Here is a 16,124-nt window from a genome sequence, read left to right on the forward strand (position 1 = left end):
CGCATGTCCCTGTGGGAGCGGGCTTGCCCGCGAATCAGGCGCTGCGGTGGATGGCACGGGCTTCGCCCGTGTTCGCGGGCAAGCCCGCTCCCACAAGGATTGCGAAAGCTTGAGGAATTTGAGCAAGACAGTTGTTCCTACAAAATATGCGCATGATGTAATTAAAGGACTGAACCATGACCACATTCCAACGTTTCCCCACCCAGCCCCCGGCCACCAGCATCGCGGCCCTCAAGGCGCGCATCGTGCCACTGCTTCCAGCCATCGCCATCGGTGCCGCCCAACGCGAACGTGACCGCCAGTTGCCTTACGAAGCCATCGCTAAACTGGCCGCCGCTGGCCTCTACACCGTGCGCATCCCCACGCAATACGGCGGCCCCGGCGGCACGGTCAGCGATGTCATCGAGCTGCTGCTGCAGGTGGCCGCCGTCGACTCCAATGTCGCCCAAGCCCTGCGCCCAGGTTTTGCCTTTGTCGAAGGATTGCTGGTGTCGCGCGCCGAAGGGGCCGAACAAGAGCGCGAGCGCTGGTTCGCCCGCTACCTGGAGGGCGCGGTGATCGGCAACGCCGGTTGGGAACTGGGTGGCGCCAACGGCGCCATCGCGGCGCGGCTGGTGCGTCAAGGGCAGCACTTTCGCGCCAATGGCAGCAAGTACTACAGCACCGGTGCGCTGTTTGCCGACTACGTCAGCGCGGTGGCCCTGGACGAGGATGAACAGCCGGTGTCGTTTATCCTGCCGCGTGACCGCGAGGGCTTGGAGCTGGTCGATGATTTCGACGCCATGGGCCAGCGCCTGACCGCCAGCGGCACCACGCACCTGCGCAATGTGAAGGTCGAAGCCAGCGACATCCGCACGCGCACCGTGGAGGAGGGCAAGCGCACGCTCGTTACCCCATTCCTGCAGCTGTTCCTTGGCACCGTGCTGGCCGGCATCGCCCGCAATGCCTTGAACGATGCCAGCCAGTTCGCCCGGGACCACGCCCGCCCGATCAAGCACAGCACGGCCAGCCGGTCGGTGGACGACCCGTATGTGGAGCTCTCGGTCGGCGATATCGCCGCCCGCGCCTACGGTGCCGAAGCGCTGGTGCTAAAAGCGGCCGCGACCATCGACAAGGCCTGGGCCGCGCAGCTGGACGAGGCTGCCGTGGAGCAGGCGGCCATCGAAGTGGCGCAGGCCCAATACCTGGTCGCCGAACTGGCGCTCAAGGCCGCCGAAACACTGTTCGATGTCGGCGGTGCTTCCACCACTGGCCGCCAGCACAACCTCGATCGCCACTGGCGCAACGCCCGTACGGTGGCCAACCACAACCCGCGCCAGTGGAAGGCGGCGGTGGTCGGTGCGTGGCAGCTCAAAGGCACTCGGCCACCTGTCTCGGGGCTGTTTTGACCGCCCAGCCGACCGCGCTGGTCGGCCCTGTGCAAAATCCCAAAGTGCCGTTGATCATCGGTGCCACGTTGTTCATGGAACTGCTCGACAGCACGGCCGTGCTGACCGCACTGCCGCAGATGGCTGCCGATTTTGGCGAACCGGGCTTGCGCATGAACCTGGTGGTGTCGCTGTACATGCTGGCCCTGGCATTGTGCGTGCCGCTCAGTGGCTGGGCGGCCGAGCGTTTTCGGCCGCGCCAGGTGATGTTGTTGGCGATGGGGCTGTTTACGTTCGCTTCGCTGACCTGCGCCCTGGCCGACTCGCTGTGGCAGCTGTGCCTGGGGCGCATGCTGCAAGGTGCGGCCGGGGCGCTGATGACGCCAGTGGGGCAGGTGATCATCCTGCGCTGGTCGAGCCGCGAGCAGCTGCTGCAGGCGATGTCGTGGCTGGCCTTGCCGGCCCTGGTCGGGCCCTTGATCGGGCCGTTGCTGGGCGGGCTGCTGGTGACGGTCCTGTCGTGGCATTGGATTTTCCTGGTGAACCTGCCGATCAGTCTGCTCGGCGCCTGGCTGATCCTGCGCCATGTGCCGGACTACCCGGCGCGTCCGGTGCCGCCGCTGGACCGGCGTGGCCTGCTGCTCAGCGGCGGGGCGTTGGCCATGCTGGTGTTCGGCCTGGAATCGCTGGGGTTGCGGCAACTGCCGCAGGCGTGGGCGCTGGCCCTGATCGCGGGCGGGGTAGCCTGCGCCCTAGGCTATTGGGTGCATGCACGGCGTCATCCCAACCCGCTGGTCGACCTGTCGCTGCTGCGCCTGCGCAGCTTTGGCGTGGCCCAGGCCGGTGGTGGGCTGTTTCGCCTGGGCTCGGCGGCGCAGCCGTTTCTGATCGTGCTGCTGTTGCAGAACTGCCTGGGCATGAGCCCGTTGGCGGCCGGGGGGCTGGTGGTCAGTGGGGGTGTCGGCGCATTGCTGATGAAGCTGTTGGCCGTACCACTGGTGCGGCGCTTCGGGTACCGGCGGGTGCTCAGTTGCAATGCCGTGCTCAGCGGTGTCGGCATTGCCCTGTGCGCGAGTTTTGACCGCGACACGGCGGTGTGGCTGATGGCGGTGGTGCTGTTCGCGGCAGGCCTGGTGCGTTCGCTGCAGTTCTCCACCTTGGGCGCTGCCAGCTACCAGGATGTGCCGGGAGAGCGCTCGGCGGCGGCCAGTGCGTTGTCGGCGATGTCGGTGCAGTTGACCATGGCCATGTCGGTGAGCCTGGCGGGCGTGATGCTTGGCGTGTTGGCCGGTGCAGACGGGCGCAGTGAAACCTCGGTGGCGGACATTGCCACGGTGATGCTGTTGTGCGCCGCGATGTGTGGGATTTCTGGTGGGGTGTTCCGGCGTTTGGCGAGCTGACGAATCGGATGACCGGTCCCAGGCAGGCCCGAGTGCAGACTACGCTCACTGCTTAAGAAACATTCTGCAACATTCACCCGACAAGTCCCCTGCGGAGGCTCATCATGCTGAAGAAATGCTTGTTGGCTTTGGCCATCGGCGCTGTGTTGTCAGCGTCGGCGGTGTTGGTGCCTGAGTCCATTGGTGGCGCGTCCAGTGCCTATGCGAAAGATGGTGGTGGTGGTGGTGGTGGCCATGGTGGCGGCGGAGGCGGAGGCGGAGGCGGTCACGGTGGCGGTGGCGGAGGTCATGGCGGCGGTGGAAGCGGCGGTGGCGGTGGCGGTGGCCATGGCGGCAGCGGGCACAGTGGCGATGGTGGTGGCCATGCCAGTTCAGGTCGCGGTGACAGTGGCCGCAATGGGGCTGATGATGGGGCCAACCATGAAGCGAATCATGAGGCCAACCACGAGGCCAACCACGAGGCGAATCATGCTGTGGGTGAAACCCATGGTGTAGGGCATGGCGCTGATGATGGGGTCGATCATGATGTGGGAGATGATCATGGCGGTGATCGGACCTGATGGTTGAGCTGCCTGCTCGGGCCTCTTCGCGGGCAAGCCCGCTCCCACAGGTACGGCGCCGTTCTTCAAGTAGGCGCTGTACCTGTGGGAGCGGGCTTGCCCGCGAAGAGGCCCGAGCAGGCTCAATGAATCTCAGATCGACAACCGCACCAGCCGGTTATCCACCACCTGCGGCTCCGGCCCTCGCCGTTTATTCACCACCAGCTCACCAATCGCAATCAGCCGGGTGCGCGTGACGTTGCGCGACAGCCCCAGCAACTGCGCGGTATGCACCTGGTTGTAATGGCAGAAGTGGTACGCCGAGCGCAGCAGCGCATTCTCGACCTTCTCGTACAAGTCCCCAGGCTGTTCTTCGTACAGCCGACTGAACGCCTGCAGCAGCAAATCTTCCACGCCATTGCTCGCTGGCTCTTCCTCCTGGCGTTCCAGGCGCAGGTTGGACAGACGCAGGTCCTGGGCCTGCACCAGTCCGTCGCCGCAGGTCAGCAGGCTGTGATGGATGACGTTCTCCAGCTCGCGAATATTGCCCGGCCAGCTGTACTCAACCAACTTGGCCTGCGCCTTGGGGCTCAGTTCCACCGGTCCGTAACCCAAGCGTTCACTGTAGGTGCGGATGAAGTGCCGGGTCAGCGGCAGGATATCGCCGGGCCGGTCACGCAGCGGATGCAACTGCAGGGTCACCACGTTCAGGCGGTAGTACAGGTCTTCGCGAAAATGCCCGGCGTTGATCGCCTTCTCCAACTGCACGTTGGTCGCCGCCAGCACTCGCACGTTGATCGGGATGCTTTTGCGCGAGCCCAGGCGCACCACCTCGCGCTCCTGCAGCACACGCAGCAGCTTGACCTGAATCGGCAGCGGCAGGTCGCCAATCTCGTCGAGGAACAGCGTGCCGCCGTTGGCCTCTTCGAACCAGCCAGCCTTGGCCGCCAGGGCGCCGGTAAAGGCGCCTTTTTCATGGCCGAAGAGTTCGGCCTCGACCAGCGATTCGGAGAACGCGCCGCAGTTGACCGCGACGAACGGGCCGTTGCGCCGGCCGCTGAGGTTGTGGATATGGCGTGCGACCAACTCCTTGCCCGTGCCGGTTTCGCCGATGATCAGTACGCTGGCCTCACTGGGCGCGACCTGTTGCAAGTGGGCGAGCAGCGCCTGTGATCTGGGGTCTTCGAAGACCTGTGCGGTCGCCCTGATCGAGGTAGCCAGTGTCGGTGACGGGGGGAGGGTCAGCAGTTGCATGGGCGATCCTTAGGAATAGAAGGATGGGGCAGGGCGCTTACCGCTGAGGGCCCACTCGCCGAGCTCGTGGATGCGATAGTCCACCGGGTCGTGCAGGGTTTGCGTTCTCAGGTTGCGCCAGTGGCGGTCGAAGCGCAGGGAGGCGTGGGTGGCGCGGGCGCCGGTCACCTCGAACAGGCGGTTGCAAATGTCCAGGCCGTGGCGGGTGGCCGCGACCTTGGCGGTGCCAATGGCCAGGGCCAGATCGCCGCGTTCTTCGGCCGTCAGTGCCTGCTCCTTGGCCCAGGCACTGTCGAGCTGGTGGGCGGCGCGCTCGATCAACAGCCGCACGCTTTCCAGACCCACCCAGAATTCGCCGTAGTGGCGCAGCACGTAAGGGTCCTCGGCAGAAGAGGCGGCACCGGAGCGGAACCACGGCCGGCTTTCCTTGAGGGTGTACTGGCGCGCTTCGTCGAAGGCGCCTTCGGCAATGCCGAGGAACAGGTTGGCGAAATGCAGCTGGGCGATCAGCGGGCGCAGGGCGGCGAACGGGGTGCTCAGCGGGCCGGGGTCGAGCAGCAGTTCGTCATGCTCGACGCGCACCCGCTCGAAGGTGGCGCTGCCGCTGTCGGTCTGGCGCTGGCCGATGTTGTTCCAGTCGTTGTGCAGGGTGATGCCGGTGCGCCCACTGGGGATCGCGGCAATCAGCAGCTTGCCGCCGGCGCGTTCGTCCAGCGCTGAGGCAATCAGCATTTCCGAGTCGCTGGCGCCTGAGCAGAAACTTTTCTTGCCAGAGAATTCGCACCAGCCATCGAAGTGCTTGACCACCGTGCGGGTGTCCAGCGGGTTGAGCGCGTTGCCCCAGAACCAGTGCTTGCGTGCGGTCTGTTCGAACCATGGCTGCCACTGGTCGGGACGCGAGAACAGGCGCACAGTGGCCAGCATCAGGTGATGGAAGCCGAACACGTGGGCGATGGAGCTGTCGACGCGGGCGAACTCGCGTACCACCTCGAAGGTGTCGTGCCAACTGGCGCCCTGGCCGCCGAAGGCCTGCGGGATCGCCAGCGACAGCAAACCGCTGTCGCGTAACGCATCGCGCTCGGCCTTGGGGCTGCCGCCGCGCTCGTCACGCTCGACGGCGCTCTGGGCGAACTGCCCGGCCAGTTCGCGGGCGATGGTCAAGGCAGGGCGTTGGATGGGGGTAACGGATGCATTCATGGCCGCTCCTCAGGCGCTCTTGCGCAGCGCGTGGTGGGCGCCGAACAGAGGCACGGCGCGCTCGGCGGCCAGGCGGATACGCGCACTCAGGGCATCGCTGGAGACCTGGTAGTCGGCGAGTTCCGCTTGGCTTGCATACACGCCGATCGGCAGAGTCAGGGCCTGCAGGAAGCTGAACAGCGGGCGCAACTGGTGATCGAGCACCAGCGCATGGCGTTCGCTGCCGCCGGTAGCGGCCAGCAGGACGGGGGTGTCGACCAGCGCGTCCTGGCCGATCAGATCGAACAGGTGCTTGAAGTGGCCAGGGAAGCTGCCGCGGTAGACCGGTGTGGCAACTACCAGCAGATCGGCCTTTTCCACCAGACGCAGCTGTTGTTCGACGCTGTCGGGCAGTTCGCTGCGCCACAAGGCGCCACCCAATGGGCGGGCGATGTCACCCAGCTCGATCAGGTGCGATCTGATGTTCAGGTGTTGGCCCAGCTCGGCGACAATCGCCTCGGTCAGGGCATGGGTGCGCGAAGGGCGGGCGGTGCCGCCGGACAGGGCGACGACGTTCAGTGGGGCGCTCATGGCAAGTCTCCGGTTGAATAAGCGGGACTTTGCTGGAGCAATCGTCGTGCCGTTTTTAAATTCCGTTTTGGATCAACAGGTTGCCGATTTTTTGCGACGGCGACCGGTGTTGCCTTGTGGGCGTTGTATGTTGATCAGGTGTTGCGCTGCAGACAGTTGGCCAGGTGTTGGTGGCTGTACAGTGGGTAGAGTTATAGAGGATTCGTGAATATTTAAAAAAGAATAAGAATTCATATTCTTATTCCTTCAAGATGATTTTCCTGTCCGCACGATCCCTTGCACGAATGCCACCAACTGCTCCCGCGCCGTCACGCCCCACTGCGCCTGCCCGCACAGCAAGCTCAGCACGCCATGGGCAATAGACCGCGCCCCCGCCCCGCACAGGCCGCACTCTGCGGCGATGATATCGCTGAGCAACCCGCTGTAGGTTGCCTTGAGCTGTTCCACCTGCTGCGCCTGTTCTTCATTGAGGTTGACCGCTTCGCGTGTAAGCAGCACCAACTTGTCCGGGTTGGCCTGGCTGTACACCACGAATGCCTGGACAAAACACTGCAAACGCTCGCTGGTGGAGCGGGCACCTTTGAGGCATTGTCGGGTTTCATACAGCAGGTCGGTCAGGCTCGATTCGATCAGCTCGAACAGCAATCCCTGCTTACTCTCGATATGGTGGTACAGCGACCCCGCCCGCAGCCCCAGGTGGTTGGCCAGGTCGCGCAGGCCGATGGCCTGGTAGCCGTGGTTGGCGAATAGGTAACTGGCCGCTTCCAGCAAGCGGTCACGGGCATCGGGCGGGGCGGCGTACGTGCGGCTGGAGGCGGGCATGAAAGGACCTGTCGGCGATTTGATATTTGACCAAATGTAAGACAACAGGCATCTTACGTAAAGACTCAATCGCGGAGGTGTTTTGTGGATAAGCAAACGGTGGTGATCGTAGGTGGCGCTTCGGGTCTGGGCCTGGAAACAGCTCGGTTGATGGTCAAGCGCGGCGCCGAAAAAATCGGCTTGATCGATCGAAATGAACAATTGCTGGTACAAGCTGCCGAGGAATTGCGCGGGCAGGGCGTGGAGGTGGCCATCGCGGTCGGCGACATCGCCCGCAAGGCCACCGCGCATGCCGCCTTTGACGAAATCGTCAGTGCTCTGGGCCGGGTCCATTGCCTGGTCAACAGCGCGGCGATCTACCCGCGTCAGGACATCTTCGAGATCAGCGACGAAGAGTGGGACTTGGAAAATGCCGTCAATATCAAAGGGACCTACCACATGATGGTCGCCGCCGTGCGCCATATGCAGCAGTACGTCGCAGCGCCCGCCGTAACTGGGCGCATCGTCAACGTGACCTCGGTGGACGCGTTCAAGGCCCACCCGCAGAACGCCCATTACGCCGCCACCAAGGCCGCCGTGGTGAGCCTGACCAAATCCTTCGCCCAGGCCTGCGCCAAGGACCAGGTCCTGGTCAACTCGGTGGCCCCGGCCGGCTTTGCCACCGAACGGGCCAAGCAGTTGGGGTTCCTCGGTGAACTGGCAGCCGCCAACCCCCTGGGCCGCGCCGCCGAACCTGCGGAAATCGCCGAATGGATCGTGATGATGGGCAGCAGCCGCAACAGCTACGCCACCGGCGAGAACGTCATTGTCAGCGGAGGCTACATCTATGCCTGAAGTCGCATTCCCCGAGGGCTACCAGCGCGCGCTGGTGACCGGGGCCACCAGCGGTATTGGCAAAGCCATCGTGCTGGCGCTGCGCGACGCCGGCCTGCAAGTGATTGCCGTGGGGCGCAGCCAGGAGGTGCTGGCCGAGTTGGCTCGCGAACCGGGCGTGACCACCTTGCAGGCTGATGTGCGTGATTACAAAGGTTTGAATGCTGCGCTCGAAGGCCAGGCCGTGGATGTGCTGGTCAACAATGCCGGCATCCTCTCGACCCGTGCGGCGTTTCAGGATATCGACGAGGCCGAGATCGACAACATGCTCGACATCAACCTCAAGGCGCCACTGCACCTGGCGCGCCAGGTGTTGCCTGGGATGGTCGAGCGGGGCAGGGGGCATTTGTTCTTCATCGGCTCCAGCGCCGGCCGCGCGCCGCACCCAGGGGCGGCGGTGTATGGGGCGTCCAAGGCCGGGGTCAGCCTGTTCTGCGACGCCTTGCGGTGCGACCTGCTAGGCAGTGGTGTGCGGGTGACTGAAATTGCTCCGGGTCGGGTGCAGACCCAGTTGTACAAGATGGCCATGGGCATGCAGGCGGCGGGCAGTGAGCTGTATGACGGCTATGAGTCGATCCAGCCCGAAGACATTGCCCAGCTGTTGCTGGCGGCATTGAAGATGCCGCGGCAAGTGGATGTGTCGCGATTGGAGGTGTTCCCCACGGCACAGGCGGTGGGTGGCGGGCGGATGGTCAAGACGGCGGGTTGATGTGTTGTCTGTGCTGGTCTCTTCGCGGGCAAGCCCGCTCCCACTAGTCCCATGACAACTCATTCTCTGTGGGAGCGGGCTTGCCCGCGAAGAGGCCGGTGCTGAGGCTAGAGATTTCAGGCAATAGGTGCTTGACCACCTGTAAGACAACATATAACTTACATGAAGACCGCTAAGCGGATCGGTACAACTACAAAGGCAAGCAGGGGATATGACGATGACTGCGACATCATGCCGGGTCGGCGTGGACATAGGCGGGACCTTCACCGATATCGCGCTGGACGTGAACGGCGTGCTGCATTCGACCAAGATCCTGACCGATTACGAATTGCCCGAGCGGGCCATTCTCACCGGCGTGCGCCAGGTGGTGGAGCAGGCCGGCCTGGCACTTTCGGACATCGATCAGCTGATCCACGGCACCACCCTGGCCACCAACGCCCTGATCGAGCGCCGTGGTGCGCGCACCGCCTTCATCACCACCGAAGGCTTTCGCGACACCCTGGAAATGCGCACCGAAAACCGTTTCGAGCAATACGACATCAACATCGTCCTGCCGCCGCCACTGATCGATCGCGAACACCGGTACACCCTGCGTGAGCGCCTCGACGTCAAAGGCCAGGTGCTGATCGCCCCGCAACAGGCCGAGATCGATGTGCTGGTCGAGCGCATCGCCGAAGGCAACTACGAAAGCGTTGCCATCGGCTTCATCCACAGCTACGTCAACGGCACCCACGAGCGTCAGCTGCGCGATGCCCTGCAGGCGCGCCTGCCGCACATTTCGGTGTCGATCTCCAGCGAAGTGTCGCCGCAGATGCGCGAGTTCGAGCGCTTCAATACGGTGTGCGCCAACGCCTACGTCAAGCCGCTGATAAAGTCCTACCTGGACCGCCTGGTGGTCACCCTCAAAAAGGAAGGCGCCGATTGCCCGGTGTTCATGATCCACTCCGGTGGCGGCATCATCTCGGTGCAGAGCGCCGCCGAATTTCCGGTGCGTCTGGTTGAATCCGGCCCGGCCGGTGGCGCGATCTTCGCCGCCGACATCGCCCGCCGCTACCAGCTGGAAAACGTGCTGTCGTTCGACATGGGCGGCACCACGGCAAAGATCTGCCTGATCGAAGACCAGGTGCCGAAAACCGCCAAGACCTTCGAGGTGGCGCGTACCTACCGCTTCAAGAAGGGCAGCGGCATGCCGATTTCCATCCCGGTGGTGGAGATGGTCGAGATCGGCGCCGGCGGCGGTTCCATCGCCAGCATCGACAGCATGCGCCAGATCCGTGTCGGCCCGCACAGCGCTGCGTCCGAGCCAGGCCCGGCCTGCTACGGTCGCGGCGGCCTGGAGCCGACCATCACCGACGCCAACCTGCTGCTCGGCCGCCTGGATGCCGACAACTTCGCCGGCGGCGCGTTGCGCCTGTGCGCTGACAGCGCGGCCAATGCCATGGCCCGGGTGATCGGCCAGCCACTGGGCCTGCAGGCCGACACCGCGGCGTTCGGTGTGTGTGAAGTGGTCGACGAGAACATGGCCAACGCCGGCCGCGTGCACGCCGTGGAAAGCGGCAAGGACATCGCCGACTACACCATGATCACCTTCGGTGGCGGCGGCCCGCTGCACGCGGCACGGCTGTGCGAAAAAATGGGCGTGGCACGCTTCATCGTCCCGGCCGGTGCCGGTGTGGGCTCGGCCATCGGCTTCCTGCGTGCGCCGTTCGGCTACGAGGCGGTACGCAGTGCGTTCGTGCGCCTGTCCGAGTTCGAGGCAGCGCGCGTCAACATCCTGATCGAAGAGATGAAGGCCGAATCGCTGAGCTTCCTGCGCCAGGGCATGCCCGAAGGCGAGCCGGAAATGGACTGCACCGCGTTCATGCGTTATGTCGGCCAAGGCTGGGAAATTCCTGTGGCGCTGCCGTTCAAGGCCTTCAGCGCAGCCGATACTGCGCAGTTCAAGGCCTTGTTCGAGGAGGCTTACACCCGCTTCTTCGGTCGCCCGATCGAAGGGCCGGACATCGAGATCGTCAGCTGGTCGGTCAAGGCCAGTTCGCCGCTGCCGGCAGTCGAGCGTGTAGAACAGGTCGGTGCCGCCTACCGCGCCCATGAAATCGCCCGCCGCCAGGTGTTCGACGTCGCCGCCGGTGGCTTTGTCGAGGCCGGCATCCATCCGCGCGAAGAACTGCAGGTCGGTGCCCGCGTCGATGGCCCGGCAATCATCGTCGAACGCGAAACCTCGACCTTCGTCACCTCCAACTTCACCGCCACGGTCCAGCCAGACGGCTGCCTGCTGGTCGTGCGCCGCTAACACCTGAATTGGAAGCCAGAACATGAGCGATACCCTGATCGACATTCAAATGCAGGTGATGTGGAACCGCCTGGTCTCGGTCGTCGAAGAGCAGGCCCTGACCCTGATCCGCACCGCCTTTTCCACCAGTGTGCGCGAGGCCGGCGACCTGTCGGCCGGTGTGTTCGACCGCGCCGGCAACATGCTGGCGCAGGCGGTCACCGGCACCCCGGGCCACGTCAACACCATGGCCGAGGCGGTGGTGCACTTCATCAACGACATCGGCGAGGACAACATCTTCGAAGGCGATGTGTACGTGACCAACGACCCGTGGAAGGGCACCGGCCACCTGCACGACATCACCATCGTCACGCCGTCGTTCTATCGTGGCAAGTTGATCGGCTACTTCGCCAGCACCGCCCACGTGGTCGACATTGGCGGACGCGGCTTCGGCCCAGATGCCCGCGAAGTTTACGAGGAAGGCTTGTTCATCCCGATCATGAAGCTGTTCGAGCGCGGCAAGGTCAACCGTGACCTGATCAACATCCTGCGCAACAACGTGCGCGAGAACGACCGCGTGGTCGGCGACTTCTATGCGCTGTCGGCGTGCAACGAAACTGGCCACAAGCGCCTGCTCGACATGCTCGAAGAGTTCCAGCTGGACGACCTGGAACACATCGGTGACTTCATCCTCGAGCACAGCCGTCGCGCTACCCTGGAATGCTTCAAGGCGCTGCCCCATGGCACCTACAGCAACAGCATGACCCTTGACGGCTACGACGTGCCGGTGACGCTGGCGGTGACCATCAGCGTCGGCCCGGACGGCATCAAGAGCGATTTCACCGGCACCTCGGGCATGAGCCAGTTCGGCATCAACGTGCCGCTGGGCTACGCCAAGGCCTACGCCTGCTATGGCCTCAAGTGCATCGTCGCGCCGGAAATCCCCAACAACAGCGCGTCGCTGGCGCCGTTCGAGGTCACCGCCCCCGAGGGCTGCATCCTCAATGCCAAGCACCCGGCGCCGGTGTCGGTGCGCCACGTACTCGGCCACTTCGTGCCGGACCTGGTACTGGGTGCGCTGCACAAGTGCCTGCCGGGCAAGGTCCCGGCGCAAGGCGCCAGTGCACTGTGGAACCTGCACCTCAGTGTGCGTCCGCTGCAGAGCAACCCCACCGGCCGCAACGCCGAGATGCTGATGTTCAACAGCGGCGGCATGGGCGCGCGCTCGGCGATGGATGGCCTCAGCGCCACCGCGTTCCCCAGCGGCGTGCACACCATGCCGGTGGAGGCTACCGAGCATGCCGGCCCCGTGGTGGTCTGGCGCAAGGAGTTGCGTGAAGGCTCCGGCGGTGCCGGCCAGCTGCGCGGCGGCCTGGGCCAGGAGATCGAAGTGTCGGCGGCCGAGGGCTACAGCTTCCGCTTCAGCGCCATGTTCGACCGCATCCAGTACCCGGCCCGCGGCCTGGAAGGTGGCCATGCAGGCGCCGAAGGTTTTGTCGGCCTGGACGACGGCACCTTGCTGCGCGGCAAGGGCCAGCAGTTCGTGCCGGCCGAGCGCCGCCTGGTGCTGCGCCTGCCCGGTGGCGGCGGTTACGGCGATCCGCGTCAGCGCGACCGCCAGCAGGTCGAGCGCGACCTGCGCTACGGCTACATCAGCGCCGAGCAGGCGCGTGACGTTTACGGCTTCGATGCCGCCCAGGAGCGTTGAGCCATGCACATCCAAAGCAGCCGCGTGCGCGCGGTGAAAAGCTCACCGAGCATGGCCGTGTCGGTGCTGGCCAAGCAGATGCTGGCCAAGGGCGAGCCGGTGATCAACCTGGCCCTGGGCGAGCCGGACTACAACGTCCCGGCGCACATCATCGAAGCCGCTCACCAGGCCATGCTGCAAGGCAACAACCACTACACCAGCCCCAACGGCCTTGAAGTGCTGCGCCAGGCCATCGTCGACAAGTTCGCCCGGGACAACGATCTGGTCTATGGCCTGGACGAAATCTGCGTTGGCAACGGCGCCAAACAGCTGCTGTTCAATGCCTTCCTGGCAACCTTGGAAGAAGGTGACGAAGTCATCACCCCGGCGCCTTATTGGGTGTCGTATACCGACATGGCGCTGCTAAACGGCGGGGTGCCAGTGGTAATCCCGTGCGGCGCCGAGCAGGGCTTCAAGCTCAGGCCCGACCAGCTGGAGGACGCCATAACCCCGCGTACGCGCTGGGTCATGCTGAACTCGCCGAACAACCCGAGCGGGGCGATCTTTACCCGTGAAGAATTCGAGGCGCTGGGCGCGGTGCTGGATCGCCACCCGAACGTGCTGATCATTTCCGACGAGATCTACGAGCACATCGTGCTGGGCGACCAGCCCTTCGTGTCGTTCGTCACCGCCTGCCCGCAGCTGCGCGAGCGCACCCTGCTGATCAATGGCGTATCCAAGGCCTATGCCATGACCGGTTACCGCCTGGGCTATTCGGCAGGCTCCAAGGACCTGATCGTCGCCATGAACAAGACCCAGTCGCAGACCACCACCTGCCCGTCGAGCATTTCGCAATTGGCGGCCGTGGCGGCGCTGAACGGCCCGCAGGATTTCGTTCGCGAGGCCAATCGCGAGTATCAGGCGCGCGGTGCGCTGGTGGTGGACGGGCTGGCGAAGATCCCGGGCTTGCAGCTGCAAATGCCCCAGGGCGCGTTCTATGCCTTCCCCGAGGTCAGCGCGTTCATCGGCAAGCGCACGCCCGACGGCCAGGTCATCAGTAATGACACCGAGCTGTCGGCCTACCTGCTGCGCGATGGCAAGGTCGCCACCGTGCCGGGGTCGGCGTTTGGAGTGGAGCCTTATGTGCGCCTGTCCTTCGCCACTTCGCGGCAGGAACTGGAACAAGCGCTGGGCCAGCTGCGCGAAGCGTTCGCGGCACTGGTCTGATCTAGACGAATTCTTGAAGAGGTAAACCATGAGCAAGCCATTCAAACGCCTGCTGATCACCGGCGCCGCCGGGCGCCTGGGCAGCGTGCTGCGCAAGCACCTGGCACAGTTCGCCGACGAGCTGCGCCTGACCGACATCGCCGACCTGGGCCATGCCGCGCCCCATGAAGAGCTGATTCGCTGCGACCTGGGCAACTTCGATGATGTGCTGCCGTTGACCGAAGGCGTCGATGCCATCGTGCATGCCGGCGGCGTGCCGGTGGAGGACACCTTCCAGAAAATCCTCAACGGCAACATCGTCGGCACCTACAACATCTATGAAGCGGCCCGGCGCAATGGCGTCAGGCGCGTGGTGTACACCAGCTCCAACCACGCCATCGGCTTCTACGATCGCACCGAAACCATCGATGCCACTGCCGCGCACCGCCCCGATAGCCTCTACGGCGTGAGCAAGTGCTTCGCTGAAGACCTGGGCCGCTACTACTGGGACAAGTTCGCCATTGAGTCGGTGAATCTGCGTATCGGTTCTTCGTTCCCCGAGCCGCTGGACCGGCGCATGCTCGCCACCTGGCTGTCGTTCGACGACTTCGCCCAGCTCACCGAGCGCTCGTTGCTGGCGCCGCGGGTCGGGCACATGATCGTCTACGGCCTGTCGGCCAACCGCGAAAGCCTGTGGGACAACCGCCTGGCTTCGTCGATTGGCTACGTGCCCAAGGACAGCGCCGACGACTACCGCGAAAAAGTGCTGGCCGAGCACCCGCCGCTGGACCCGAACGAGCCGGCCGCGCGCTACCACGGCGGCAGCTTCGCCGGTGCCGGCCACTTCGAAGACCCGAAATAACCAGAGGGCACCGCATTTCCTGTGGGAGCGGGCTTGTCGATGCGTCGAACCGCCGCGAAGCAGGCAGCGCGGTACTTGGCACCGGCTACGCCGGTGTTCGCGGGCAAGCCCGCTCCCACAGGGTTCCTGCTACTTATCAGAGAGCTAATTCCATGGCTTCCACCGCTAAACAACAGAACTACGATGTGGTGATCGTCGGCGGCGCGGTCAACGGCAGCGCCACTGCTTATTTCCTGGCCAACAACCCGGACTTCAAGGGCTCGGTGCTGGTCATCGAGCGCGACTGGACCTACAACAAGTCGGCCACGGCGCTGTCGAGCAGCTCGATCCGCCAGCAGTTCTCCAACCCGATCAACATCGAGATTTCCAAGTTCGGCGCCGAGTTCGTGCGCAACTTCCCTGACGTGATGGAAATGGACGGCGACCGCCCGGACCTGGCCTTCCACGAGAACGGCTACCTGTTTCTGGGCGACGACAAAGGCTACGAGGTACTGCGCCGCCTGCACGATACGCAGGTGTCGCATGGCGCAGACGTGCACCTGCTCGACCCCGAGCAACTGCAGCGCAAATTCCCCTGGGTGAATATCGACAGCCTCGCCGGCGCCAGCTACGGCCAGAGTGGCGAGGGTTGGTTCGACAGCCTGGGGATGCTCAACGGCTTGCGCCGCAAGGCCCGCGCCATGGGCATCGAGTACATCGAAAACCAGGTGGTCGGCATCCAGCGTGAAGGCGACCGTATCACCGGGGTGCAACTGACCAGTGGCGAGCGCATCGGCTGCGGCCTGCTGGTGAACTGCGCCGGCACCCGCGGCACCCAGGTCGCGCGCATGGCCGGCCTGGATATTCCGGTCGAGCCGCGCCGCCGCTCACTGTTCGTCTTCGACTGCCGCACCCCGTTGCAAGGCACCGTGCCGCTGACCATCGACCCGACCGGGGTGTTCTTCCGCCCCGAGGGCAAGTTCTACCTGGGCGGCACGTACCCGAAAAACGACCCGGAAGTGGACTTCGAAGACTTCGACGTGCTGCACGAAGAGTTCGACGAGGAGGTGTGGCCGATCCTGGCCGAACGCGTGCCGGCCTTCGAGGGCATCAAGGTCGTCAACTTCTGGGCCGGGCATTACGACTTCTGCGTGCTGGACCACAACGCCATCGTCGGGCCGCACAACGAGGTCGGCAACTTCCTGTTCTGCAATGGCTTCAGCGGCCATGGCCTGCAGCAGGCGCCGGCAATCGGTCGCGGCCTGTCCGAGCTGATCACCTACGGCGGCTATCGCTCGCTCGACCTGGGCGCACTGTCGTACCAGCGGGTGATCGACAACACGCCATTCCTGGAAGACTCGGTCATCTGAGCGCACTGCCTGAGGGA

The 16,124-nt window shown here is 64.5% G+C and carries 14 protein-coding genes; 10 read left to right on the forward strand and 4 right to left on the reverse strand.

Going from position 1 to position 16,124, the window contains the following annotated elements:
- Nucleotides 1–176 precede the first annotated feature (176 nt).
- From ACZ6YA_RS02705 to ACZ6YA_RS02715, 3 genes are all read left to right on the forward strand, one after another.
- The gene (locus ACZ6YA_RS02705; RefSeq protein WP_465895235.1) at nucleotides 177–1,388 is read left to right on the forward strand and encodes an acyl-CoA dehydrogenase family protein; all 1,212 of its coding nucleotides are present in this window, start codon (nucleotides 177–179) and stop codon (nucleotides 1,386–1,388) included.
- A complete protein-coding gene (locus ACZ6YA_RS02710) occupies nucleotides 1,385–2,767 on the forward strand; it encodes an MFS transporter (protein WP_465895236.1) in 1,383 nt (460 codons plus the stop codon). Before ACZ6YA_RS02705 ends, ACZ6YA_RS02710 begins: the two co-directional genes overlap by 4 nt.
- Nucleotides 2,768–2,968: 201 nt before the next feature.
- Nucleotides 2,969–3,262, forward strand: a complete 294-nt coding sequence (locus tag ACZ6YA_RS02715) for a hypothetical protein (RefSeq protein ID WP_465895237.1) — start codon at nucleotides 2,969–2,971, stop codon at nucleotides 3,260–3,262.
- A gap of 197 nt (nucleotides 3,263–3,459) precedes the next feature.
- On the opposite strand, the gene sfnR is transcribed toward ACZ6YA_RS02715, so the two are convergent.
- The 4 genes from sfnR to ACZ6YA_RS02735 all read right to left on the reverse strand — a co-directional run bounded on the left by sfnR (nucleotide 3,460) and on the right by ACZ6YA_RS02735 (nucleotide 7,149).
- On the reverse strand, nucleotides 3,460–4,560 hold the full coding sequence (gene sfnR / locus ACZ6YA_RS02720; protein WP_465895238.1) for a sigma54-dependent transcriptional activator SfnR: 1,101 nt from the start codon (nucleotides 4,558–4,560) through the stop codon (nucleotides 3,460–3,462).
- Between the two features lie 9 nt (nucleotides 4,561–4,569).
- Nucleotides 4,570–5,757, reverse strand: a complete 1,188-nt coding sequence (locus tag ACZ6YA_RS02725; protein WP_465895239.1) for an acyl-CoA dehydrogenase family protein — start codon at nucleotides 5,755–5,757, stop codon at nucleotides 4,570–4,572.
- A 9-nt stretch (nucleotides 5,758–5,766) separates the two neighbouring features.
- On the reverse strand, nucleotides 5,767–6,327 hold the full coding sequence (gene msuE / locus ACZ6YA_RS02730) for an FMN reductase (RefSeq protein ID WP_465895241.1): 561 nt from the start codon (nucleotides 6,325–6,327) through the stop codon (nucleotides 5,767–5,769).
- Between the two features lie 246 nt (nucleotides 6,328–6,573).
- Nucleotides 6,574–7,149, reverse strand: coding sequence for a TetR/AcrR family transcriptional regulator (locus tag ACZ6YA_RS02735; protein ID WP_465895242.1), 576 nt, complete (start codon nucleotides 7,147–7,149; stop codon nucleotides 6,574–6,576).
- Nucleotides 7,150–7,233: 84 nt separating this feature from the next.
- On the opposite strand from ACZ6YA_RS02735, the gene ACZ6YA_RS02740 reads away from it, so the two are divergent.
- The 7 genes from ACZ6YA_RS02740 to ACZ6YA_RS02770 all read left to right on the forward strand — a co-directional run bounded on the left by ACZ6YA_RS02740 (nucleotide 7,234) and on the right by ACZ6YA_RS02770 (nucleotide 16,107).
- A complete protein-coding gene (locus ACZ6YA_RS02740; RefSeq protein WP_465895243.1) occupies nucleotides 7,234–7,983 on the forward strand; it encodes an SDR family NAD(P)-dependent oxidoreductase in 750 nt (249 codons plus the stop codon).
- On the forward strand, nucleotides 7,976–8,731 hold the full coding sequence (locus ACZ6YA_RS02745; RefSeq protein WP_465895244.1) for an SDR family oxidoreductase: 756 nt from the start codon (nucleotides 7,976–7,978) through the stop codon (nucleotides 8,729–8,731). Before ACZ6YA_RS02740 ends, ACZ6YA_RS02745 begins: the two co-directional genes overlap by 8 nt.
- Before the next feature lie 217 nt (nucleotides 8,732–8,948).
- Nucleotides 8,949–11,024 carry a hydantoinase/oxoprolinase family protein gene (locus ACZ6YA_RS02750; RefSeq protein WP_465895245.1) on the forward strand — a complete coding sequence of 692 codons (2,076 nt, stop codon included), beginning with the start codon at nucleotides 8,949–8,951 and terminating at the stop codon, nucleotides 11,022–11,024.
- A gap of 22 nt (nucleotides 11,025–11,046) precedes the next feature.
- Nucleotides 11,047–12,711, forward strand: coding sequence for a hydantoinase B/oxoprolinase family protein (locus tag ACZ6YA_RS02755; protein WP_465895247.1), 1,665 nt, complete (start codon nucleotides 11,047–11,049; stop codon nucleotides 12,709–12,711).
- Nucleotides 12,712–12,714: 3 nt separating this feature from the next.
- A complete protein-coding gene (locus ACZ6YA_RS02760) occupies nucleotides 12,715–13,917 on the forward strand; it encodes a pyridoxal phosphate-dependent aminotransferase (RefSeq protein WP_465895248.1) in 1,203 nt (400 codons plus the stop codon).
- Nucleotides 13,918–13,945: 28 nt separating this feature from the next.
- Nucleotides 13,946–14,758, forward strand: a complete 813-nt coding sequence (locus ACZ6YA_RS02765; protein WP_465895249.1) for an NAD-dependent epimerase/dehydratase family protein — start codon at nucleotides 13,946–13,948, stop codon at nucleotides 14,756–14,758.
- A gap of 152 nt (nucleotides 14,759–14,910) precedes the next feature.
- Nucleotides 14,911–16,107: an NAD(P)/FAD-dependent oxidoreductase gene (locus ACZ6YA_RS02770; protein WP_465895250.1), complete on the forward strand. Its 1,197-nt coding sequence runs from the start codon at nucleotides 14,911–14,913 to the stop codon at nucleotides 16,105–16,107.
- Nucleotides 16,108–16,124: the final 17 nt, after the last annotated feature.

The sequence above is a fragment of the Pseudomonas sp. NPDC090752 genome, from assembly GCF_055584805.1.